This is a genomic window from Dellaglioa sp. BT-FLS60, assembly GCF_054941065.1.
The window spans coordinates 17,987-39,124 of sequence record NZ_JBSOLI010000029.1 but is presented as its reverse complement, the minus strand read 5'-3'; the positions used below and the strand labels follow the sequence as shown (position 1 = coordinate 39,124).

At 36.8% G+C, this 21,138-nt stretch carries 24 protein-coding genes and 2 riboswitches; of the genes, 17 read left to right on the top strand and 7 right to left on the bottom strand.

Annotation, left to right across the window (positions count from 1 at the left end):
* The first annotated feature begins 78 nt into the window (after window positions 1-78).
* The 11 genes from dnaX to ACVQ8P_RS02225 all read left to right on the top strand — a co-directional run bounded on the left by dnaX (window position 79) and on the right by ACVQ8P_RS02225 (window position 7,794).
* A complete protein-coding gene (gene dnaX / locus ACVQ8P_RS02275; protein ID WP_462297286.1) occupies window positions 79-1,806 on the top strand; it encodes a DNA polymerase III subunit gamma/tau in 1,728 nt (575 codons plus the stop codon).
* Window positions 1,807-1,823: 17 nt separating this feature from the next.
* Window positions 1,824-2,138, top strand: a complete 315-nt coding sequence (locus ACVQ8P_RS02270) for a YbaB/EbfC family nucleoid-associated protein (protein ID WP_462297285.1) — start codon at window positions 1,824-1,826, stop codon at window positions 2,136-2,138.
* 27 nt (window positions 2,139-2,165) lie between these two features.
* Window positions 2,166-2,765, top strand: coding sequence for a recombination mediator RecR (recR, locus tag ACVQ8P_RS02265; protein WP_409021522.1), 600 nt, complete (start codon window positions 2,166-2,168; stop codon window positions 2,763-2,765).
* A gap of 15 nt (window positions 2,766-2,780) precedes the next feature.
* On the top strand, window positions 2,781-3,023 hold the full coding sequence (locus ACVQ8P_RS02260) for a YaaL family protein (RefSeq protein ID WP_462297284.1): 243 nt from the start codon (window positions 2,781-2,783) through the stop codon (window positions 3,021-3,023).
* Window positions 3,024-3,186: 163 nt separating this feature from the next.
* Window positions 3,187-3,828 (top strand): dTMP kinase, encoded by a 642-nt coding sequence (gene tmk, locus ACVQ8P_RS02255; RefSeq protein WP_462297283.1) that lies wholly within the window; start codon window positions 3,187-3,189, stop codon window positions 3,826-3,828.
* 19 nt (window positions 3,829-3,847) lie between these two features.
* Window positions 3,848-4,177, top strand: coding sequence for a cyclic-di-AMP receptor (locus tag ACVQ8P_RS02250; protein WP_462297282.1), 330 nt, complete (start codon window positions 3,848-3,850; stop codon window positions 4,175-4,177).
* Window positions 4,178-4,189: 12 nt separating this feature from the next.
* The gene (gene holB, locus ACVQ8P_RS02245) at window positions 4,190-5,197 is read left to right on the top strand and encodes a DNA polymerase III subunit delta' (protein WP_462297281.1); all 1,008 of its coding nucleotides are present in this window, start codon (window positions 4,190-4,192) and stop codon (window positions 5,195-5,197) included.
* Window positions 5,198-5,219: 22 nt separating this feature from the next.
* Window positions 5,220-5,576, top strand: a complete 357-nt coding sequence (locus tag ACVQ8P_RS02240; RefSeq protein WP_462297280.1) for a DNA replication initiation control protein YabA — start codon at window positions 5,220-5,222, stop codon at window positions 5,574-5,576.
* Window positions 5,573-6,454 carry a 16S rRNA (cytidine(1402)-2'-O)-methyltransferase gene (gene rsmI, locus ACVQ8P_RS02235; RefSeq protein WP_462297279.1) on the top strand — a complete coding sequence of 294 codons (882 nt, stop codon included), beginning with the start codon at window positions 5,573-5,575 and terminating at the stop codon, window positions 6,452-6,454. Before ACVQ8P_RS02240 ends, rsmI begins: the two co-directional genes overlap by 4 nt.
* A gap of 12 nt (window positions 6,455-6,466) precedes the next feature.
* Window positions 6,467-7,222 carry an acyl-[acyl-carrier-protein] thioesterase gene (locus ACVQ8P_RS02230; RefSeq protein ID WP_462297278.1) on the top strand — a complete coding sequence of 252 codons (756 nt, stop codon included), beginning with the start codon at window positions 6,467-6,469 and terminating at the stop codon, window positions 7,220-7,222.
* A 146-nt stretch (window positions 7,223-7,368) separates the two neighbouring features.
* The gene (locus tag ACVQ8P_RS02225; protein ID WP_462297277.1) at window positions 7,369-7,794 is read left to right on the top strand and encodes a hypothetical protein; all 426 of its coding nucleotides are present in this window, start codon (window positions 7,369-7,371) and stop codon (window positions 7,792-7,794) included.
* A 227-nt stretch (window positions 7,795-8,021) separates the two neighbouring features.
* On the opposite strand, the gene ACVQ8P_RS02220 is transcribed toward ACVQ8P_RS02225, so the two are convergent.
* A complete protein-coding gene (locus ACVQ8P_RS02220; RefSeq protein WP_462297276.1) occupies window positions 8,022-8,999 on the bottom strand; it encodes an asparaginase in 978 nt (325 codons plus the stop codon).
* Window positions 9,000-9,093: 94 nt separating this feature from the next.
* On the opposite strand from ACVQ8P_RS02220, the gene brnQ reads away from it, so the two are divergent.
* From brnQ to tsaD, 6 genes are all read left to right on the top strand, one after another.
* A complete protein-coding gene (brnQ, locus tag ACVQ8P_RS02215) occupies window positions 9,094-10,455 on the top strand; it encodes a branched-chain amino acid transport system II carrier protein (RefSeq protein WP_462297275.1) in 1,362 nt (453 codons plus the stop codon).
* A gap of 61 nt (window positions 10,456-10,516) precedes the next feature.
* A riboswitch (THF riboswitch) is annotated at window positions 10,517-10,615 on the top strand.
* Between the two features lie 40 nt (window positions 10,616-10,655).
* On the top strand, window positions 10,656-11,177 hold the full coding sequence (locus ACVQ8P_RS02210; protein WP_462297274.1) for a folate family ECF transporter S component: 522 nt from the start codon (window positions 10,656-10,658) through the stop codon (window positions 11,175-11,177).
* 153 nt (window positions 11,178-11,330) lie between these two features.
* The gene (gene galE / locus ACVQ8P_RS02205) at window positions 11,331-12,320 is read left to right on the top strand and encodes a UDP-glucose 4-epimerase GalE (RefSeq protein ID WP_462297273.1); all 990 of its coding nucleotides are present in this window, start codon (window positions 11,331-11,333) and stop codon (window positions 12,318-12,320) included.
* 125 nt (window positions 12,321-12,445) lie between these two features.
* A complete protein-coding gene (gene tsaB / locus ACVQ8P_RS02200; protein ID WP_462297272.1) occupies window positions 12,446-13,168 on the top strand; it encodes a tRNA (adenosine(37)-N6)-threonylcarbamoyltransferase complex dimerization subunit type 1 TsaB in 723 nt (240 codons plus the stop codon).
* Window positions 13,152-13,718 (top strand): ribosomal protein S18-alanine N-acetyltransferase, encoded by a 567-nt coding sequence (gene rimI / locus ACVQ8P_RS02195; protein ID WP_462297271.1) that lies wholly within the window; start codon window positions 13,152-13,154, stop codon window positions 13,716-13,718. The genes tsaB and rimI overlap by 17 nt, the downstream gene beginning before the upstream one ends.
* Before the next feature lie 31 nt (window positions 13,719-13,749).
* Window positions 13,750-14,778: a tRNA (adenosine(37)-N6)-threonylcarbamoyltransferase complex transferase subunit TsaD gene (gene tsaD, locus ACVQ8P_RS02190; protein ID WP_462297270.1), complete on the top strand. Its 1,029-nt coding sequence runs from the start codon at window positions 13,750-13,752 to the stop codon at window positions 14,776-14,778.
* Window positions 14,779-14,820: 42 nt separating this feature from the next.
* Here tsaD and cytX read toward each other — a convergent pair whose 3' ends face one another.
* The 6 genes from cytX to ACVQ8P_RS02160 form a co-directional block, all read right to left on the bottom strand.
* Window positions 14,821-16,008, bottom strand: coding sequence for a putative hydroxymethylpyrimidine transporter CytX (gene cytX / locus ACVQ8P_RS02185; RefSeq protein WP_462297269.1), 1,188 nt, complete (start codon window positions 16,006-16,008; stop codon window positions 14,821-14,823).
* A 1-nt stretch (window position 16,009) separates the two neighbouring features.
* The gene (thiE, locus tag ACVQ8P_RS02180; protein WP_462297268.1) at window positions 16,010-16,669 is read right to left on the bottom strand and encodes a thiamine phosphate synthase; all 660 of its coding nucleotides are present in this window, start codon (window positions 16,667-16,669) and stop codon (window positions 16,010-16,012) included.
* A complete protein-coding gene (gene thiD, locus ACVQ8P_RS02175) occupies window positions 16,656-17,477 on the bottom strand; it encodes a bifunctional hydroxymethylpyrimidine kinase/phosphomethylpyrimidine kinase (RefSeq protein WP_462297267.1) in 822 nt (273 codons plus the stop codon). The genes thiE and thiD overlap by 14 nt, the downstream gene beginning before the upstream one ends.
* 5 nt (window positions 17,478-17,482) lie before the next feature.
* The gene (gene thiM, locus ACVQ8P_RS02170; RefSeq protein ID WP_462297266.1) at window positions 17,483-18,274 is read right to left on the bottom strand and encodes a hydroxyethylthiazole kinase; all 792 of its coding nucleotides are present in this window, start codon (window positions 18,272-18,274) and stop codon (window positions 17,483-17,485) included.
* A 57-nt stretch (window positions 18,275-18,331) separates the two neighbouring features.
* A riboswitch (TPP riboswitch) is annotated at window positions 18,332-18,438 on the bottom strand.
* Window positions 18,439-18,516: 78 nt separating this feature from the next.
* On the bottom strand, window positions 18,517-20,454 hold the full coding sequence (locus ACVQ8P_RS02165) for an ABC-F family ATP-binding cassette domain-containing protein (RefSeq protein ID WP_462297265.1): 1,938 nt from the start codon (window positions 20,452-20,454) through the stop codon (window positions 18,517-18,519).
* Window positions 20,455-20,475: 21 nt separating this feature from the next.
* Window positions 20,476-21,114 (bottom strand): lysostaphin resistance A-like protein, encoded by a 639-nt coding sequence (locus ACVQ8P_RS02160; RefSeq protein ID WP_462297264.1) that lies wholly within the window; start codon window positions 21,112-21,114, stop codon window positions 20,476-20,478.
* Window positions 21,115-21,138 lie beyond the last annotated feature (24 nt).

Here is a 21,138-nt window from a genome sequence, read left to right as displayed (position 1 = left end):
TAAGACTCTTAGTCAGAAATGGCTAAGAGATTTTTTTATTTAAAAAACTATTTATAGATTTTGAAAGGGGAGATTGTGATGAGTTACCAAGCTTTATACCGTGTCTGGCGTCCACAACGATTTAGTGATTTAGTTGGGCAAGATATGATTACTCAGACATTGAAAAATGCAATTATGACACATCAAACAAGTCATGCTTACATTTTTAATGGCCCACGTGGAACAGGGAAAACCTCCGCAGCCAAAATTTTTGCCAAGGCGGTTAATTGCCGCTTTCAAGAAAATGGCGAACCGTGTAATAAATGTGAAACCTGTGTTGCTATTACGAATGGTCAGTTAAATGATGTCATCGAGATTGATGCTGCGTCTAATAATGGCGTTGAAGAAATTCGCGATATTCGTGATAAAGTAAAGTACGCACCCACACAAGCCGATTTTAAAATCTATATTATTGATGAAGTTCATATGTTGTCTACAGGGGCCTTTAATGCTTTATTGAAGACACTTGAAGAACCGCCTGAAAATGTTATTTTTATCCTTGCTACAACAGAGCCACATAAGATTCCAGCTACGATTATTTCACGGACCCAGAAATTTGATTTTAAGCGGATTACACCAGCCGATAGTTACGCACGGATGGTTTATATTCTGACAGAAAAAGAAATCGAATATGAAGAATCAGCGCTTAAGGTTATTGCGAAAGCTGCTGAAGGTGGGATGCGTGATGCCTTGAGTATTTTGGATCAAGTCATTTCGTTTGGTGATAATAAAGTCACTTTAAATAATGCGTTGATAGTTACGGGTAGTGTGACGCAAGATAAAATTCAAAAATATGTGACAGAAGTTAGCCAAAAAGAAACCACTAAAGCATTAGAAACCATTCAAGAAATTATTGATGAAGGTAAAGATTCAACGCGATTAATAGAAGATTTAATTACTTATGGTCGTGATTTGTTGTTATATCAGCAAGCTCCCGAGCTCATTAATCAACTTGAATTAGGGATGGTTAACGATACGTTTAAAGCGCTATCGCAAACGATTTCTGCTGATTTTTTATATCAAATGATTAATATTTTAAATGAGATTCAGCAACAAATGCGATTTACGACGCATCCAGATGTCTACTTAGAAGTCTTGACGATTCGTTTATCTCAGTTTAGTGCTGTTGAAACAAGTCGTAATGATAAGCAAGAAATCGGGCAATCAAGTCTCAGTTCAGATGCTTCTGAACAAATTGATCGTTTAACAAAAACGGTTGCTACTTTGAAAAAAGAGCTTGCTGATTTAAGTAAAAATGCGAGTCAACACCAGGCTTCAGCACCAGTTAAACCAAAAAAAGTTGCCTCAAATCGAAAGAAAACCACATTAAATTTATCTCAAATTTATCCGGTTTTAGATCACGCAACGAAGGAAAGTTTGGTACAATTAAAACAGGTTTGGTCAGAGCTGTTACAACAACTATCAGTAACACAACGTGCTATTATGCAAGCCAGCGAACCTGTTGCGGCTAGTCCTGACAGTGTCTTGGTTAGTTTTAACTATGACTTTTTAGCAACGAAGGCATCGGGTGATACAGAATTGCTTGACGCACTCGGTAATGGGTTGGATCGGTTACTGCACAATGTGCCACAGTTGATTTGTATTACAGCGGAGCAATGGCCGGAAGTACGTAAATCGTACATTCAACAAAGTAACCATGAAGGAACAGAAACAATCATTGAACCAGTTCCTGAAGTAGTTGAACCAATTATCTCAAAAGCCGAAGAAATTTTCGGAACAGAAAATATAGAAATTAAACAAGATTAGAAAGGGAGTAATTTATAATGATGCGTGGAAATGGAAATATGCAAGGTATGATGAAACAAATGCAAAAACTACAAAAAGAGATGACAAAGGATCAAGAGGCTTTGAATGCAACTGAATTTGTTGGTGAAGCTTCCAATGATTTAGTCAAAGTAACCTTTACCGGTGACAAAAAAATGACTGATATTGTAATTAAAGAAGAAGCTGTTGATCCTGACGATGTTGATATGTTGCAAGATTTAGTGATTATGGCTGTTAATGATGCCATGACAAAAATTGAAACAACAACAGCAGACAAGATGGGTAAATATTCTCAAGGAATGCCCGGACTATAAACTTAAAGTTAAAGAAGGCTAAAGAAAATGCAATATCCTGAACCTATCGCAAAATTGATTGAAAGTTATATGAAATTACCAGGTATTGGTGGCAAAACTGCTACAAGATTAGCTTTTTTTACAATTGATATGGATGAAGATGATGTCACGGACTTTGCCAAATCATTGATATCTGCCAAACGAGATCTACATTATTGTAGTATTTGTGGCAATATTACTGAAGAAGATCCTTGCCAGATTTGTTCGGATTCATCACGTGATCAAACGAAAGTAATTGTTGTAGAAGAACCCAAAGATGTCATGTCTTTGGAAAAAATGAAAGAATATCATGGCTTATACCATGTACTTCATGGGGTTTTATCACCAATTGAAGGCAAAGGGCCTGAAGATATTAATATCACAAGTTTGTTAACCCGATTGCAATCACATCCTGATATGCAAGAAGTGATTATTGCGACAAATGCAACGCCAGAAGGTGAAGCAACATCGATGTACCTATCTCGATTGATTAAGCCAGCTGGCATTAAAGTGACACGATTAGCTCATGGATTATCTGTGGGTAGTGATATTGAATACGCGGATGAAATGACGTTGTTCAAAGCCATTGAAGGCCGTACTGAAATATAGAAATGAGCTCATATAATGTTTAATAAAAAACCAAAACTTAAATTACGTAAAGAATATGATGCTAAGTTGTTAGACGCGATTGATCGAGCTAAGTTAACTTGGGATCAAGCAAAGCAAACGGAAGAAGCTATTTATGAAGTTGATGCGGAATTAAGCAATGAAACCCAGATGGCAAGAGCGAGATATTTCTTTCTCTATAACGAAGCACGTGTTCGTGCTGTTAAAGGTCATATGCAAGCATCAGTTATTGCACATTAAATAAGAAAGAACGTTGGGACAATTGAATAACTTGTCTCGGCGTTTTTTTGTAAGTTGGCGATTAGATTTATTAAACGAGAGATAGTATACTAGTAACAGGTTTATCTTATGGACAGGTTTTTAAGATTCAAGTACAATAATAATAAGTATTGGGGTCGTTAATATGACTGGCAAATTTGTAACGATTGAAGGACCAGATGGGTCTGGAAAAACGAGTGCTTTAAAAGGTATTATAGAAAAAATTCAAGTGAATTTAGCGAGAGAATTGGTTGTAACCCGTGAACCAGGTGGAAATCCAATTTCCGAAGCTGTTCGTGGTATTGTCTTAAATCAAGATTATCCAGAAATGGATAAGCGAACAGAGGCTTTATTATTTGCGGCATCAAGACGTCAACATATTGTTGAAACGATTTTACCGGCACTTGAAGCCGACAAATTAGTTATTTGTGATCGTTACGTTGATAGCTCAATTGCTTATCAAGGTGCGGGGAGAGATATTGGGACTCAGGCAGTTGCTGATATGAATTTATTTGCAACAAATGGGACAAAACCTGATTTAACTTTATATTTTGATGTTCCATCAGAAATTGGCTTGAAACGAATTTTTGAGCATCGTCAAAATGAAGTAAACCGATTGGATGATGAGAAATTAGCTTTTCATCAAAAAGTCCGTAGAGCTTATCAGCAGTTAGCAGTAGAAAATCCAGAACGGATTGTTACTATTGATGCTACGCAGTCTTTAGACAAAGTTATTGCAGATTGTGTCAAAGTACTGATGGGGAAGTTACCCGAGTCTTTTAAATAAATGAAATGAGGGAATTCAAATGAAATTAATTACAGCGATTGTTCAAGATAAAGATAGTAACCGATTGAGTAATGTCTTTATCGATGCTAATGTTCGTGCAACAAAATTGTCGACAACAGGTGGTTTTTTAAAATCTGGTAATACAACTTTCTTAATTGGGATTGAAGATGAACGGGTTGATGATGTCTTACAATTGATTAAAGAAACGTCATCAAGCCGTGAACAATTTATGGCACCTCCTGTTAACTTGGATGTTTCAATGGATGCACAAGTGCCATTTCCTTTAGAAGTTCAAGTCGGTGGTGCAACAGTATTTGTCTTGCCAGTAGAACAGTTCCATCAATTTTAGGAGTAAATAGTAATGGCAGAAATAAGCACTGAAGCCAGTAATATGACGGTTCAGACGTTACAACCACTATTAATTGAACATTTTAAAAAATTAACAACTACTAATCAATTGGCCCATGCGTATCTATTTGCGGGTCAAGAAGGTGTTGGTAAGACTGAGTTGGCGCAATGGATTGCAATGCGACTTTTTTGTACCGCTGATGAGAGCCAGAAGCCTTGTGGTATCTGCGCAGAATGTCAACGGATTCTATCAGGTAACCACCCTGATGTTGTGGTTGTAAAACCTGAAGGTCAGTCAATTAAAGTTGATCAAATTCGCTTTTTGAAATCAGAATTTTCAAAAAGTGGGGTTGAAGGTAATAAAAAGGTTTTTATTATTGAAAAGGCTGAAAGTATGACGGCTAGTGCCGCTAATAGCTTACTTAAATTTTTGGAAGAGCCTGTTGGAAATGTGACAGCCTTCTTATTAACTGAAAATAAAAATCAGATTTTACCAACGATTCAATCGCGCTGTCAATTAGTTAATTTTGCGGCACTTTCTCAAGATAAACTGATTCAAAGTTTATTAAGTAAAGGGGTCTTAAAAGACCAAGCTAATCTACTTGTGCACGTTACTGAAAGTCTTAGTCGGGCTGAAGCGTTAGCACAGGATGAAACCTTTGTCGAGATGACGAATCAAGTATGGCATTGGTTCAGTAAGTTATTGAAGAATGATGCTGAAAGTTTTATTTTAGTTCAGACGAAATTAGTGCCACTTGCGAAAGAAAAGGCGCAACAAACCTTAATGGTTGATTTGATGACGTTATTGGCACGCGATTGTTTATTGGTTCGTTATGATCGTAAAGAGCGAGTTAGTTTTTCTGGCCGATTAACAGAGATTGAAAAAGCCATTCAAGTAATTAGCGATAAAAAATTAGTCGATATATTAGATGATTTTTTACAAATTAAAACGATGCTTCAAATGAATATTGCGTTTCAGAGTGTTATTGAAGCAACGACGTTAGAATTAATAGCATTATAAAATATGAAATGAAGGTGATTTTGTGGATAAGCGTCAACTATATGATAATTTTGTAGCTATCGAAGAAGAAATGAAGCGAATGTTGTCGAGTTTTGAAACAATAAAATCTGATATGACTGGTGTTCTTGAAAACAACGCTGAATTGGAAATTGAAAACCAACATCTTAGAGAAAGACTAAGTGAGATAGAACGACAAACATCTAAGGATTTCAATAAATCTTCTGATGCAAATCTGTCAAAATCGCGTCAAAATTTAGAAAAATTATATGACCAAGGCTTCCATGTTTGTAATATTGAGGGGATGTATGGTTCACGTCGAGTAGATGATGAACCTTGTGCCTTCTGTTTAGATTTAATTTATGGGGAGCGTGAATCATGAGTGAAATAGCTGCACAAAGTAGTTTTCAAGGTGAAAAAGCGACGGGTTCTTTGTATTTAGTGCCAACGCCAATTGGTAATTTATCTGATATGACGTTTAGAGCAATCGACATTTTAAAAGAGGTCGATTACATAGCAGCAGAAGATACGCGGAATACCCAAAAATTGTTAAATCATTTTGATATTGAAACGAGCCAATTGAGTTTTCATGAACATAATACGCAGGAGCGGATTCCACAATTTATTGAAAAAATTTTGGCTGGTCAATCAATTGCACAAGTTAGTGATGCAGGGATGCCTTCAATTAGTGATCCCGGGCATGATTTAGTGAAAGCATGTATTGAAGCCAATATTCCGGTTGTCCCACTGCCCGGTGCCAATGCTGGTATTACAGCATTAATTGCATCTGGATTAGCGCCACAACCCTTTTTATTTTATGGCTTTTTGTCACGTAAACCAAAAGACCAAAAAGAAGAGTTAGCGACGTTAAAGAATCAAACAATGACGGTCATTTTTTATGAAGCACCACATCGTTTGAAAAAAACATTAACGCACTTAGCTGCTAGTTTTGGTGGTCAGCGTAAAGTCGTGCTGTGCCGTGAACTAACTAAGCGTTATGAAGAATTTTTACGTGGTACTTTGGACGAAGCCATTGAATGGGCTAGTTCAGACCAAATTCGTGGTGAATTTTGTGTAATTGTTGAAGGTAATGAGTCACCAGAAGCAACTGAAGTTGACCATTTGGCTGGTATGTCTATTGAAGAGCAAGTGGCTTATTTAATTGAAGCAGGTATGAAAACGAACGATGCGATTAAAGAAATTGCTAAAAAACAAGAAATGAAAAAACAAGAAGTTTATAATCTTTATCATCACATTTAAGGAGCGAATGTATTGGCAGACAATAAATTTAGTGAATCGCATCGTGCGGTTTATTATGAAGGCGACAAAAGTGGTCGTGTAACAATGGCGATGTTAATTAATATGATTATTTTGGTCTCAACAGATCAAAGTGATCGTTTAGGAATTACCGAAAAACACCTGACAGATTTGGGATTGGGTTGGGTTATTACACAATATCTGATTGATATTGCGAGAATGCCACACGTTGATGAAAAATTAACCTTAACCACAGAGGCTGTGTCATATAATCGTTTCTTCTGTTATCGAGATTTTTGGGTGCATGATGAAGCAGGTAACGAGTGTGCGCATATTCATGGGGTTTTTGTTTTAATGGATCATGAAACTCGTAAAATGACGCGTGTATTGCCTGAAGTTATTGAACCATTTGGTGCTGAATATACGCGAAGAATTGAACGACTAGAGAAACCCGTTGGTATTTCAGAAACGGATATGATAGCTTCTAAAAAATCATATGACGTTCGATTCTTTGATATCGATCCTAATCAACATGTCAACAATTCAAAATATTTTGATTGGTTATTGGATTCGTTATCAGAAGAATTTTTAATGTCACATAACTTAAAACATATGAATATTAAATATGAAAAAGAAATTCGCTATGGTCATAAAATTGATAGTGTTGTCTCGATTGCTGAGGCGGGCTTAAAGACTTTCCATCAGATTAAAATTAATGATGTAGTTTATTGTGATGCTGATTGTGAATGGACGGAACGTGAAAATGAATGATATAGAGGGTGTTGTCACTTTGTGATGATGCCTTTTTTTATGTGATAAATTTACAATAATGCGTGATCCTAGTTGATAGGTAGAGAAGGTTGCAAACTAGATGTATAATCAACTAATAATAAATCTAACGATTTGGAGGCGTTCATGTGGGAAGAAAAGGCTGGATTATTTTACTGACGTTTATAACAGTTTCAGTTATCGGTGGTAACTTGTATAAGGTTCACGAAAAAAAGGTAGAAGAAAAAAATAGAATTGCTCAAATTAAAGCGGAATATAATTCCGTAGTAGAATTGAAGAAAACATTTACTGGTATTAAGTCGATAAAATTTAATGAGGCAAGTCCTAATTGGTTGATAGAGGGAAATAATATGACAGTTACGCTAACTTATGAGATACCCCCAGATTCTCCTCCAGATGCATTACCGGATAGTGAAACATTTTCATTTCAATATATCACAAAAAATAAGGTTATAGGAAGACTTCACATTGATTTTTACATGCAGGAAACTGAGGGAGTAACAAAGGGAAAGGTTGAAGTTACTTATACTAACGGGGAAAAGACTAGTATATAGTTAAATAAGCTGAAGTTAGTTCTGACTTAACTTAGTTATTCAAAATTTTGGGATGATCTAAATGAGACAGCATAAAACCAATAGTGATTTTTACTTGAAAACAACAAAAAAGAACCGTTATCTTGCCAAAGATAACGGTTCTTTCAAGTTTAATAAGGGAATTATTTTAAAAATAAGTTATGAGTTCGCATTAAGTTCAATCGGGTTAAGCCCTATCGAACTGTTTCTTATGACAAGGCGTCTGCAACATAAATCGCAAGTTCTTCTTTTTCGAGTCCATTACTTAAACCAACTAATAATTTAATGCGGGCTTTCTGACCATTTAGGCCACGGCAGAAGATGCCGCCCATTTTCTTAAGTTGGACACCGCCACCTTCGTAGTCGTAAACATCTTGTGCGACGCCGTTAAAGCAACGTGACACAATGACTATGGGAATATCACGATCAATTAGTTTTTGAAGATTAGCTAAAACTTGTGGGGGAAGATTTCCGGCACCAAGTGCTTCAATAACAACACCGTTTGTTTGGTCGTTATCAAGGAAGCCAAGTAAATCAGCGTCCATTCCAGCATAAGCTTTGATTAAATAAACATGATCAACGACTTCGTCAATTGCTAGGCAAGTCTGGCTAAGTAATTCGGCAAAGAAATTAACACTATTTTTGGCGATGCTACCAATAGGACCAAAGGTAGGTGTTCTGAATGTTGCCACATTTGTTGTGTGGGTTTTTGTCACATAGCGAGCAGTATGAATTTCATCATTCATGACAACCAAGACACCTTTGTCGACTGCATCGTCACTTGCTGCGGTTAAAATAGCCGTTTGAAAGTTGTGTAAACCATCTGATCCAATTTCATTTGCTGAGCGCATGGCCCCTGTTAAAACGACAGGTAGATGGTTAGGTAAGGTGAGATCTAAGAAATAAGCTGTTTCTTCCAAAGTATCTGTACCATGGGTAACGACGACGCCATCGATAGCTTCATCTAGCGCACGCATAATTCTTTTTTGAATGATTAACATTTCTTTAGGACCAATATGTGGAGAGGGTAGGTTAAAGACATTTTCAGTGATTAAATCAAATCGGTCACTAAATGGATTTGCGACTTGATTTAAAGGGTTTTCGGCACCAGGTGCAACGGCACCTGTTTCTTGATTTTCAGACATGGCAATTGTGCCACCAGTATGTAAAATTAATATTTTTTTCATAGTTTCCTCCTTGCTGACACTTAGATTATACAGATTATATTGTACTTTGACTATGAATTTGTTACGGTATATGAAAGATAAGGTGGTCTCGAAGATGAAAGAAAAGCAATTAAGTAAAAAAGATTATATATTTATAAGTTCAATGCTGTTTGGGTTATTTTTCGGTGCAGGAAATTTAATTTTTCCTGTTTTTGTAGGTCAACAATCAGGACAAAATGTCTGGATTAGTAATTTGGGGTTCTTAGTTGCTGGTGTTGGGTTACCATTTTTAGGTGTTATTTCTATTGGATTATCTAAAAGTAGAGGTGTTTTCGAATTAGCTTCTAAAGTTAATCGTGTATACGGCATTATTTTTACGATGTTACTTTATTTAACCATTGGGCCATTATTTGCAGGGCCTAGAGCGGCCACAATTCCATTTGAAATTGGATTTGCGCCTCATATTAAAGCAAGTCAAGAACCGGGTTGGTTATTGCTTTTTTCAATTTTATTTTTTGCAACGGTTTGGTTATTGGCAGTTAAACCAACTAAAATATTAGTTTATGTTGGTAAATATTTAAATCCCATCTTTTTATGTGCATTAGCTATTTTATTATTGTTTGTTCTGATAAATCCTATGGGGAATTATACTGATTTTGCGGCAACAAGTGCTTATCAAAAAGGCGCTTTTATGTCTGCCTTTGGACAAGGGTATTATACGATGGATGCTTTAGCCGGTTTAGCCTTTGGGATTATCATTGTGGATACGATTCACGATTTAGGGGTTACAGATTCTAAATCGATAACTAAGGGAATTGTTCGTTCTGGTAGTATAAGTGTTATTTTGATGGGTATTATCTATACTTGTCTGGCCTATTTAGGGGCAACCAGTTTAGGGCTATTTTCGCATTCGGATAATGGTGGGGCTATTTTAGCTCAAGTAACAGAACATTACTTTGGCAAATTTGGAAGCCTGTTTCTTGCCGCAATTATTGTAGTGGCTTGTATTAAGACGGCAATTGGTGTGACCAGTGCGTTCGCTAAAATATGCGTTGAAATCATTGGACGCGGTAGCTATATTTTATATTTAACGTTGGGTTGTGTGGTCAGTTGTTTAATCGCAAACGTTGGGTTAGACCAATTAATCTCATTATCAACACCCGTTTTAATGTTATTGTATCCTCTTGCGATTGTGTTAATGATTGTCGCTTGTTTGGAACCTGTTTTAAATAAGTTTGATTTTAAAGTTAGTATTATGTACCAGTGGTTAACTGTTTTAACTTTCTTTAGTGCTATTTTTGATGGCTTAAATGCAATGCCAACGTCAATTAAAAATTTAGCAGGTGCAAAAAGGATGTTATCTTTTGCCGATAATTATTTGCCTTTATTTAATATCGGTTTGAGTTGGATGGTGCCTGTTGCATTGGGATTAGTTATGGGCTTAATTTTTATGGTTCGAGAAAAACGAGCCAAATAAAAATAATTACCGTATTTACTTACTTTTAGTGCTATACTGTGAAAGTAGTCAAATACAAAATTTCGGGGTAGAGAATACAGCGTTAAGTGCCAAAAGGACGGAATGTGTCTTTTGGACGAAGGCTAGGGATAGCTGCGGTTGTGTTCTCGCATTCGCCGCATACCACAATGTGGCAACTCCAACGAGGAGATGTCTGGATCATGGAAAGTTTAACAAAGCGATTGACTGCAAAGAATATAGCAGTGATGGGTTTATTATTAGCCGGTCAAATTATTCTAACCAATTTTTTATCGTATCAGGTATTAACGTTGCGGATTAGTTTTACGTTTATCGTCACTTATCTGTTAGCAACGTGGTTTGGCCCATTACTGGGCGGTATTGGTTCTGTTTTATCAGATTTACTGGGAACCGTATTATTCAGTAAAGGGGGGACATTTTTCTGGGGATTTTCGTTATCTGCTTTCTTGGGTGCGTTTTTCTATGGACTTGTGTTTTACAAAAAGCCATTTACACTGACACGCATTATTATTGCCGTGTTAATCAATGTGATTGTGATTGATTTATTGCTAAATACGTTCTGGTTGGTACTCATGTATCATTCACCTTGGACAATTATTTATGCACGTGGCATCAAAGATTTATTCTTAATTCCGATCCAAATTATTTTGCTATACATTGTTGGTAATAATAAACAAATTCAAAGATTAGGTCAACGTTTATAAGACTTATATGCGTTAAGGCTTAGTAAATGAAAAGTAACAAGACGGTGAATTTATTTCGCCGTCTATTTATTTGTTTAAAAACAAGCTAATTCCTGATAAATTGGCTAAAATAAGTTATAATGAAACTACATAAAACATTTGGAGGAATATAAAATGTCAATTTTAGTTTTGGGTGGCGCAGGTTATATCGGTTCACATACTGTTGATCAATTGGTAGCAAACAACCGTGACGTAGTCGTGGTTGATAATTTAGTGACAGGTCATTTAGAGGCTGTTAATAAAGCTGCTAAATTTTATCAAGGTAATATTGCGGATAAAGATTTCATGCGTAATGTTTTCAAAAATGAAGATATTGAAGCAGTTGTCCATTTTGCAGCCTCATCACTTGTTGGTGAATCAATGGAAAAACCATTAAAATATTTTGATAACAATACAGCAGGAATGGTTCATTTACTTGAAGTCATGACTGAAGTTGGCGTTAAGAAAATTGTTTTTTCTTCAACAGCTGCAACATACGGCGAACCAAAAGTTGTCCCAATTCATGAAGACGATCCTCAAATACCAACGAACCCATATGGTGAAAGTAAATTAGCCATGGAAAAAATCATGCACTGGACTGATGTTGCAAACGGGGTTAAGTTTGTTGCTTTACGTTACTTCAATGTCGCTGGTGCTAAACCAGATGGTAGTATTGGAGAAGACCATAATCCAGAAACGCATTTAATTCCAATCATCTTGCAAGTTGCTAATGGTGAACGCGAAAAATTACAAATTTTTGGTGATGACTATGAGACAAAAGATGGTACAAATGTCCGTGATTATGTGCACGTTCTTGATTTAGCAGATGCACATATTCGTGCATTAGATTACTTGCTTGCAGGAAATGAAAGTAATGCCTTTAACTTAGGGTCATCTAATGGCTTTTCAAATATGGAAATTTTAGAAGCCGCTCGTCGCGCAACAGGTAAAGAAATTCCTGCTGAAATTGCACCAAGACGTGCCGGCGACCCTTCAACTTTAATTGCGGCAAGTGAAAAAGCGCATGAAGTGTTAGGATGGGCACCTAAATATGAAAATATGGAAGACATTATTAAGACAGCGTGGGCTTTCGAACAAAAACATCCAAATGGTTTTTCAAAATAGAGTGATTAATGACGATAGGGCAAACTGATTTGTCCTATTTTTTTTGTTAATTTTCTCTTATAAAAAATGTGTTAGACTATTTTTGTGCTAAAATATGAACAAAGTAGAAATAAAGGAAGATATGAATGAAACTTTTGGCAATTGATACATCGAATATACCGCTTAGCGTCGCTGTTTTAGAAGATAGCACGTTGTTAGCGACAATAACAACGAACATTAAAAAAAATCATAGTATAACATTGATGCCCGCAATCGCTGACGTCATGAAATTAGCTGGTGTCAAACCTGCTGAGTTAGATCGAATTGTGGTTGCACAAGGTCCAGGCTCTTTTACAGGACTCAGAATTGGTGTTGCAACGGCCAAGACACTTGCTTTCACGTTAGATTGTGAATTAGTGGGAGTGTCTAGTTTAGCTTTATTAGCTGCGGGTATTACCACAAATGGTGAAGCAGATATTGTGCCATTATTTGATGCACGTAGAAATTATGTTTTTTCAGGCTTATATACCAATGACGACAAAATGATAAATGAGTTACCTGATCAGCATCGAGAACTTGTGACTTGGGTAACTGAATTAAAAAATCGTCAACGCCCACAAATTTTTGTTGGGACTGATGTTGCTTTGTTTAAAACACAAATCGTTGCTATTTTAGGCGAACAAGCACAATTTCCAGCGGCATTTTTGAATGTCCCACAAGCTTTTATTTTGGGACTTATTGGTAAAGATATGGCGCCCGTTGAGCAGGAAGATTTTATTCCTCATTATCTACGTTTGACGCAAGCAGAAACACAATGGTTAGAAACTCATTCAGATAAGGATCATAATACCTATGTTGAAAAAATTTAGAGCACGAGTAAGACGCATTATCCCAGAATTAGGGTTAAATGAACCAGCAAGAACATTAGTTTTTCAAAATCATCGGATTCAAATTAGAAATGAAGCTTATTTTATGACGCGTGCTGTCGTTCCTGATATTCCCGAATTACTTGAGATTGAAAAGGCCGTTTATGGTGGAAAATCGCCATGGAGTGCTAAAATATTCGAAGGTGAGATTAGCCAAAAAGGCAAAACACTTTACCTTGTATTGCGTAAAGAAGATAAAATGTTAGGATTTGTTGGTTGTTCAACGAACGCCAAAACAGGGGATGTGCATATTGCGAATATTGCTGTTTTACCCGAATGCCAAGGAAGAGGAATGGGCAATTTTTTGGTTACAGCAATCACAAAACGTGCGCGATTAATGAAATTTAAAACGGTCAGTCTAGAGGTCCGTCGTGATAATCAGACGGCATTGAATTTGTATCATCAATTAGGCTTTAATAAAGTGGGCATACAAGAAAATTATTATGTTGAAGACGGCCAAGATGCCGTTGATATGTTACTTAAATTAAGATAGAACAATACGGAGTAAGTTGAAAGGAGTCCCGATGAACACAGAAAAAAGAAATTTAATTTTAGCATTTGAATCAAGTTGTGATGAGACGAGTGTTGCAGTTGTCGAAGATGGTCATCTTATTTTATCGAATATTGTTGCGACACAAGTAAATAGTCATAAGCGTTTTGGTGGGGTTGTGCCTGAAGTGGCTAGCCGTCACCATATTGAACAAATTACGAGTTGTATCAAAGATGCGATGACAGAAGCTAATGTCACTTATGAAGATTTGGATGCTGTCGCGGTAACTTATGGTCCCGGATTAGTCGGCGCTTTATTAGTGGGTGTTTCTGCTGCTAAGGCTATCGCATTTGCGCACGAATTGCCCTTAATTCCGGTCAATCATATGGCTGGACATATTTTCGCAGCACGTTATAAAGCTGAGCTAGTTTATCCATCAATGGCTTTACTTGTTTCAGGAGGGCATACTGAATTGGTTTATATGCCTGAAGAAGGTCAATTTGAAATTATTGGTGAGACGCGTGATGATGCAGCTGGTGAAGCTTATGATAAAGTTGGGCGTGTTCTAGGGATGACTTATCCATCAGGTAAAAAAATCGATGAGCTGGCTCACACGGGACAAGATACGTTTCATTTTCCACGCGCAATGCTCAAAGATGATAATTATGACTTCAGTTTTAGTGGCTTAAAGAGTGCCTTTATTAATACGGTTCATCATGCGGATCAATTAGGTGAATCGTTGAATCAGGCTGATTTAGCAACTAGTTTTCAACAAAGTGTTGTTGATGTCCTTGCTGAAAAAACAATTCGTGCTTGTCATGAATATGATATTAAACAATTAATTCTTGCTGGTGGTGTGGCAGCTAATAAAGGGCTACGCGCTAGACTTGAATCTGATATGAAAAAATTGAATGGTGTTGAATTTGTTAAAGCACCTATCAATTTATGTGGCGATAATGCTGCAATGATTGGTGCGGCTGGCTACGTTGAATTTCTTAAAGGTCAACGTGCTGGATTGGATTTGAATGCTGATCCTAGTTTGGAATTTGATTGGATTGCTTAGTAAGACTAAAAGACGCCTAACTCATTGAAGTTAGGCGTCTTTTTAATCAATCTTTTTAAGATAATGGTTTGGTAAAATAAGTTGTGTTAAGTAAATGAATAAGCCTAGTCCAAATAAAATAATCACAGTTGTGCCTAAGCTAAAGTCCAATTGTTGTAATGGGTAGTAGGCAAAAATTCCGATGACCCACCAAATAAGATTCAACCAGTAAGGTAATGTCTTTTTCGTAACGAAGTAAGTGACAAAGACAATCGTATAGAGTGGCGTGAATACTGATGCGATGAAATATAAAAAGGTTTGATAACGATCGATAGGAACTAACCACGCAATCAGTAAGCCCATAATGACAATCAGGATACTCATTAATTTGACCCTTTTAATGGGATGTATATTTTGAATATTAATGGTTGCTGATAGGACATCTAAAAAAGTTGTTGTGACAGTTGAAAAGATGATGATAAATAAAGCAATAATACCTAAACCTGAAGTTGCTAAAAATGATGTGAAGTCAGTAAAGCCAGTTCTAGTGGTTAAAAATAATCCGATTGTAAACATGATTAAGCTACCAGCGAAGTAGCCCAATGAACTAATTGAAGACAATGCAATTGGATATTTGGTTGCTTTTGTATAATCGCCAATTAAAGGTAACCAAGATAATGCCATTGTGATATTTAATTCAACAGCGGATCCAAATGTCATTTGACCAAGATGAGATGAAGTTGAAACGGGTGTTTTAAAAATTAAAAAGAGCATAACGGCCGCACCTATGACTAGCAAGCTAACAACAATTAAATTGATGCGATATAAGTTGCTTTTACCAACTAATAGCCAAATGATGATGCCAATAGCCATGATGAGTCCCATGATAATTGTATTTTTAAAACTGAATAGCGCATTTGAAACGCCATTCATAGCTGAAATGGCGTTCACAATCATGACAGCTGTCCAACCGATTAATTGAACGAGATTAATCAGTGAGAATAAGAGAACACCTGTCGATCCAAAAGCAATTTTTGTTGATTGGATAGCTGTTTGATGTCTTTTCGCACCAATGTAGCCAGCAGGTAATAAGAAGAGACCACAACCGATTAAATGACCTATTAGGATGGCCCAAAATCCATTTAAGAAACCAAGTGGCGCTAATAACATACCAGTCATAATTTCAGCAATTGAAATGGCAGCGCCTAACCAAATTAAAAATTGACTCCGTAATTCTTTAGGTTCCGACATCCTAATTGGCCTCCAATTTGAAATAATGATTGATGGATTGGACCGTTTTTTCAATGTCCTGACTTTGCGCAATTAAAGAGATGACGGCAACGCCTGAAACGGCTGATTCAGCTAGTTCGGCTAAATGAGTTTCTGAAATACCACCAATGGCGACAATTGGGTGACGACTGGCGGTTACTAATTGCTTTAGGTTAGAAATTCCGAGCGGTGCATCAGCATCTGCTTTTGAATGGGTTGGGAAAATGGGCCCACTACCAATATAAGCAACAGCTGGTAATTGATTTGCACGTTCTACTTGTTCGAGCGTATGACAAGAAAGGCCAATGGCTAATTTACCCATTGCTAGTTCAATAACGTCTTGAATTACTTGATCACTTTGCCCAACATGAATGCCATCGGCTTGGATTTCAAGTGCTAGTGGGAGATCGTCATCAATAAAAAAGGGGACCTTGTAGTCTGCACATAGTTGCTGACAGTTAAGTGCAAGTGCCTTTTTTTGTGCTTTATTTAAAGGATTCAAAGGATTTTTTTCTCTAAATTGAAAACAAGAAATCCCAGCTTGTAAGGCTTTTTCCAGAGTGGGTAATAATTGGTTCTTGGCAACGTCCTGCGTGCCAGCGATAAAGTAACTGGCTAACCATGATCGATTAAAGTTTTGCATGTTGTTCCTCCTCACGATAGGCCCAATGATTTAATGGTCCATGTCCATGCCCGACAATAATGCCATTTTTAATGGCGGCTTCAACATACTTTTTAGCAGTTATAATCGCCGCATCGATAGGTTGCCCTTTTGCTAATTCCGCTGCAATACAGGCTGAGAGGGTATCACCCGTTCCGTGAGTACGAATTGTAGCCACGCGGTCAGAGGTCATCCAGAATGAATGACCATTTTCTAGTAAGACAAAGTCACTTGCTGTATTTTCAGAATTTTGATGGCCGCCTTTAATGATGACATTTTTGGCACCTAATGCGCTTATTTTTTGACTAGCCGCAATCATGTCTTTTTTAGAGTTAATAGTGAAACCAGTAATGACTTCAGCTTCAGGAATATTGGGTGTGACTACGGTCGCTAAGGGAATTAATTTTTCTTTGATGGTGGCCACTGCATCTTTAGTAAGCAGTGTTGCACCACCTTTGGCAACCATAACAGGGTCAACTATTAAGGGGCCAAAGTCATATTTTTTGAGATTTTCAACGACAATCTCAACGTGTTCTGAATCAGCAAGCATCCCCGTTTTACATGCTTTAATAGCTAAATCAGCTGCAATTGAATTAAATTGTTCATTAATAATTTGAGCCGGTAAGGGGAAACTGTCTTGCACACCTAACGTATTTTGGGCAGTAATGGCAACGAGAACGGTTGCGGTATAGACGTGGCGTTCCTGTATCGTTTTTAAATCAGCCTGCATGCCAGCACCACCACTGCTGTCAGATCCGGCAATCGAAAGAACTTGTGGGAAATTAGCCATTTTATTCAGTCCCCCATAGCAATTTGTTCAGCGATTTCTTTTGGCGTTATCAAATGTAATTTATCTAATAAATTAACAATGAAACTACCAGGTTGTTCAGCGTCTAATTCTTGCGCAACAAGTTCGCCAGTTATTGCAAAAACAAGGCAGGCCATTCTAGCTGCTTCAAAGTAATCTTCTTTAGAAACGGCCGCAAATGCAGCGATTAGACTTGAAAGCATATCACCTGAACCCACGTGAATTTGGAAAAGGGATGTGCCATGTGTCACTGTTGCTGCACGGACACCATCAGAAATATAATCAGTTGGACCACTTAAAACAACCGTACAATTATAACGTTGGGCTGCAATTTTTGCGACTTCTGCTAGATTGGCAGAGCCATCACCTGCGTCAATGCCTTTAGCCTGCCATTCAATTCCAGCTAATGCTGCAATCTCACCCGCATTACCTCGAATGAAATCAAATTTAAAACGAGTTAGTAAGTCTGTAATTACTTTTTGACGATAAGGCATTGCAACAGCAACGGGATCCATGACGAGAGGAACCCCTAATTCATTGGCGGTTTGACTAATTTTTTCAATATAAGGCAATTCAGTACTTCTGAATGATCCCATATTAATTGTGGCGCCGGAAGAAATTTGTAACATCTCTTTGGTTTCTTCAATTGCACTAGGCATAATAGGTGAGGCGCCAATTGCGTTAAGGCCGTTAGCGACGTCTTGTACCGTGATGTAATTTGAAAGGTTAAAAATGACTGGGTTTTCTGCGCGGATCTTATCGAGTAATTCTAGTTTCATAGTTTCTCCTCTTAAGCACACAAAAACCCCACTCTTTGACAAAAAAATCGTAGAGTAGGGTCCTTCTTCACACTTTCCTACGCAAGTTTTGACTTACAGGTTCGAAGGGATTAAGTTGTAAAAACTTATCTCAGTTCTTCTAAAGAACACCCCTAGTGTACTTATATTTAATTTTTAGGTTACTAATAGAGAATAGGCTTTCATTATTGTTATGTCAACAGAAAATAAAAAAAGAAACTAACTTATTCCAGAGCTAAGCTAGCTTCTTCCCAGTCATTTTCTGTTGTTTCAATTGCTGTTTGAACTGTTTGTAATTCTGTTTGAAGTTCTTGGAGTTTGTCAGCATCACTGAAAATATCAGGCTGTGACATTTTTTCTTCAAGTTCTGTTTTATGTGTTTCTAAAGTACTTAGTTCAGTTTCTAAACGTTCAATTTTACGAGTTAATTTGCGTTGTTCTTTTTGGGTTTCTTTGTTTTGTTGATAGTTAGTTGCTGGTTTAACATCAGGAGCTGTTGGATTAGAAGCAGTTTCAAGGGCCTCTTTTTCAGCTTCAATAGCTTCTAGTTCTTCTTTTTTATCAACATAGTAATCGTAATCACCCATGTAGTAAGTAGAACCTTCTTTTGAAACTTCAATAATACTTTCTGCAACTTTATTAATAAAGTAACGGTCATGGGAAACGAGTAAGACTGTACCGTCAAAGTTAGAAATGGCTTTTTCAAGAACTTCTTTACTATCAATATCCAAATGGTTAGTGGGTTCATCAAAGATTAAAAAGTTATCTTTATCCATAGCCAGCTTAGTTAAAGCCAGCCGTGCTTTTTCGCCACCACTTAAATTTGAAACACGTTTCAAAACATCGTCACCTGAAAATAGAAAGCTACCTAATAATGAGCGTATGTCTGTTTCAGGTGTTGTTGGATGATCATTCCAGAGTTCATCTAGAACGGTATTTTTATCTGTTAATTGATTTTGTTCCTGATCATAATAACCGATATGGACATTGGCACCGAAGAAAGCTTCACCTCGAATGAAGGGAATCTGACCTAAGACACTTTTAAGCAAGGTTGATTTACCAACACCGTTCGGACCGACAATTGCTTGCACTTGATGTTTATGTAAATCGATTGAGACGGGTTCAGATAAAACGGTATTGTCGTACCCAACAGCTGCATTAGCAACCGTTAGAACGATATTGCCACTTTCATCGGCTGCTTTAAAACTAAAACGGGGTGCTTTTTCGTCACCATCTGGGCGATCAACTTTGTCCATTTTTTCAAGTTGTTTACGCCGACTTTGTGCTCGTTTGGTTGTTGATGCACGAACGATATTTTTATTAACAAAATCTTCAAGTTTTTCAATTCTATCTTGTTGTTTTTCAAAAACTTTCCATTCTTGTTTTAAGTTAGCTTCTTTTTTGACAATAAATTGAGAATAATTACCATTATAGTGGGTTGTTTCATGATGACTCATATCGTAAACTTCTGTGACGATTTTATCCAAGAAGTAACGATCATGAGAGACAATTAAGAGGGCTCCCGTATAAGTTTTCAAATAACCTTCTAACCATGTTAAGGTTTCAATATCTAAATGGTTAGTCGGTTCATCTAAAATCAATAAATCACGTTTTTCTAAAAGTAATTTAGCTAATGCTAAGCGTGTTTTTTGACCCCCAGAAAGAGTTCTGATATCACGATCAAAATCTTCTTCATAAAATCTAAAGCCATGTAAGACGGAACGAATTTCTGATTCGTAACCATAACCATTTTTTTCACTAAAATCATGTGACAGTTGATCATAAGTTGATAATAGTTTGTCGAATTTTTCAGAATCTTCTGCATTTTTTGGGTCAGCAATTTGGGCTTCTAATGCATGAATTTGCGTTTCCATTTTCTTGAGATAATCAAAGACATGACTCATTTCTTCCCAGATTGAACGTTCGGAAGAAACAATGGTTGTTTGTGCTAAGTAGCCAATAGTCATCCCTTTATGTTTAATGATTTGACCGGCATCAGTGGCTTCTTGATCAATGATCATTTTAATTAATGTTGATTTACCGGCACCATTTCGGCCAACTAAGGCAATTCTGGCATCGTCTTTAATATCCATATTAACATTTTCGAATAGAACGTCAGCACCGAAATAGCGGGCTGCTTGTTGGACTTGTAACAGGATCAAAACGAATCCCACCTTTCTTTTTTAAAGTGATACTTGAATGATTAATACGAAACTGTTCATGAGAATGTGTGCAATCATTGACGTTTTAATACTACCAGTTCGTTTATAAAGGTAACAAAAAAGTAAACCAATTAAAAAGTAGATGGCTAGATGTCCATCATTGTGCGCTAGACTGAATAGTAAACTGGAAATAATTGCGGCGAACATTGGTGGTATAAAACTGGCTAAGTTACCGAAGAAAACTTTTCTGAAAACAAGTTCTTCCATAATAGGGGCGCCAAATGAGATTGCCAACATATAATAGGGATATTTTGTAACAATCGTCATGATTTCACTTGTATTCTGTGAAGGCACAGTCGTTTTTAAAAGTGAGTAATAAATCGTTTGAATAACGGACTGAATAATTAACGTTAAAATGAATCCGAGAAATCCCCACAAAATAATTTGTGTCCAATTAGAATGACCACTAATTGAATTTTTAGTACTGAAGTAATAATTTAGCCAAACTAAGAGGATCGCACCTAAGGCATAGTCAGCTGTCATAGCCGGATAGATAATCGATTTTAGAGAAAATAGTTGATTCAGAACCGTTGGTAGAACGAAGATGACGAGATAGCCTAATAAAATGGCAATTGAATTTTTACTAGTTGATTTTGACATGAAAACTCCTTTAAATATAATTAG

Excerpts from the sequence above, each read along its gene's own strand:
- tsaB (WP_462297272.1), top strand. The coding sequence starts at position 12,446 with ATGAAACTTTTGGCAATTGATACATCGAATATACCGCTTAGCGTCGCT.
- cytX (WP_462297269.1), bottom strand. The coding sequence starts at position 16,008 with ATGTCGGAACCTAAAGAATTACGGAGTCAATTTTTAATTTGGTTAGGC.
- ACVQ8P_RS02220 (WP_462297276.1), bottom strand. The coding sequence starts at position 8,999 with ATGAAAAAAATATTAATTTTACATACTGGTGGCACAATTGCCATGTCT.
- tsaD (WP_462297270.1), top strand. The coding sequence starts at position 13,750 with ATGAACACAGAAAAAAGAAATTTAATTTTAGCATTTGAATCAAGTTGT.
- thiM (WP_462297266.1), bottom strand. The coding sequence starts at position 18,274 with ATGAAACTAGAATTACTCGATAAGATCCGCGCAGAAAACCCAGTCATT.
- recR (WP_409021522.1), top strand. The coding sequence starts at position 2,166 with ATGCAATATCCTGAACCTATCGCAAAATTGATTGAAAGTTATATGAAA.
- tmk (WP_462297283.1), top strand. The coding sequence starts at position 3,187 with ATGACTGGCAAATTTGTAACGATTGAAGGACCAGATGGGTCTGGAAAA.
- rimI (WP_462297271.1), top strand. The coding sequence starts at position 13,152 with ATGTTGAAAAAATTTAGAGCACGAGTAAGACGCATTATCCCAGAATTA.
- ACVQ8P_RS02270 (WP_462297285.1), top strand. The coding sequence starts at position 1,824 with ATGATGCGTGGAAATGGAAATATGCAAGGTATGATGAAACAAATGCAA.
- ACVQ8P_RS02210 (WP_462297274.1), top strand. The coding sequence starts at position 10,656 with ATGGAAAGTTTAACAAAGCGATTGACTGCAAAGAATATAGCAGTGATG.
- holB (WP_462297281.1), top strand. The coding sequence starts at position 4,190 with ATGGCAGAAATAAGCACTGAAGCCAGTAATATGACGGTTCAGACGTTA.
- ACVQ8P_RS02160 (WP_462297264.1), bottom strand. The coding sequence starts at position 21,114 with ATGTCAAAATCAACTAGTAAAAATTCAATTGCCATTTTATTAGGCTAT.
- thiE (WP_462297268.1), bottom strand. The coding sequence starts at position 16,669 with ATGCAAAACTTTAATCGATCATGGTTAGCCAGTTACTTTATCGCTGGC.
- thiD (WP_462297267.1), bottom strand. The coding sequence starts at position 17,477 with ATGGCTAATTTCCCACAAGTTCTTTCGATTGCCGGATCTGACAGCAGT.
- brnQ (WP_462297275.1), top strand. The coding sequence starts at position 9,094 with ATGAAAGAAAAGCAATTAAGTAAAAAAGATTATATATTTATAAGTTCA.
- dnaX (WP_462297286.1), top strand. The coding sequence starts at position 79 with ATGAGTTACCAAGCTTTATACCGTGTCTGGCGTCCACAACGATTTAGT.
- ACVQ8P_RS02260 (WP_462297284.1), top strand. The coding sequence starts at position 2,781 with ATGTTTAATAAAAAACCAAAACTTAAATTACGTAAAGAATATGATGCT.
- rsmI (WP_462297279.1), top strand. The coding sequence starts at position 5,573 with ATGAGTGAAATAGCTGCACAAAGTAGTTTTCAAGGTGAAAAAGCGACG.
- ACVQ8P_RS02250 (WP_462297282.1), top strand. The coding sequence starts at position 3,848 with ATGAAATTAATTACAGCGATTGTTCAAGATAAAGATAGTAACCGATTG.
- galE (WP_462297273.1), top strand. The coding sequence starts at position 11,331 with ATGTCAATTTTAGTTTTGGGTGGCGCAGGTTATATCGGTTCACATACT.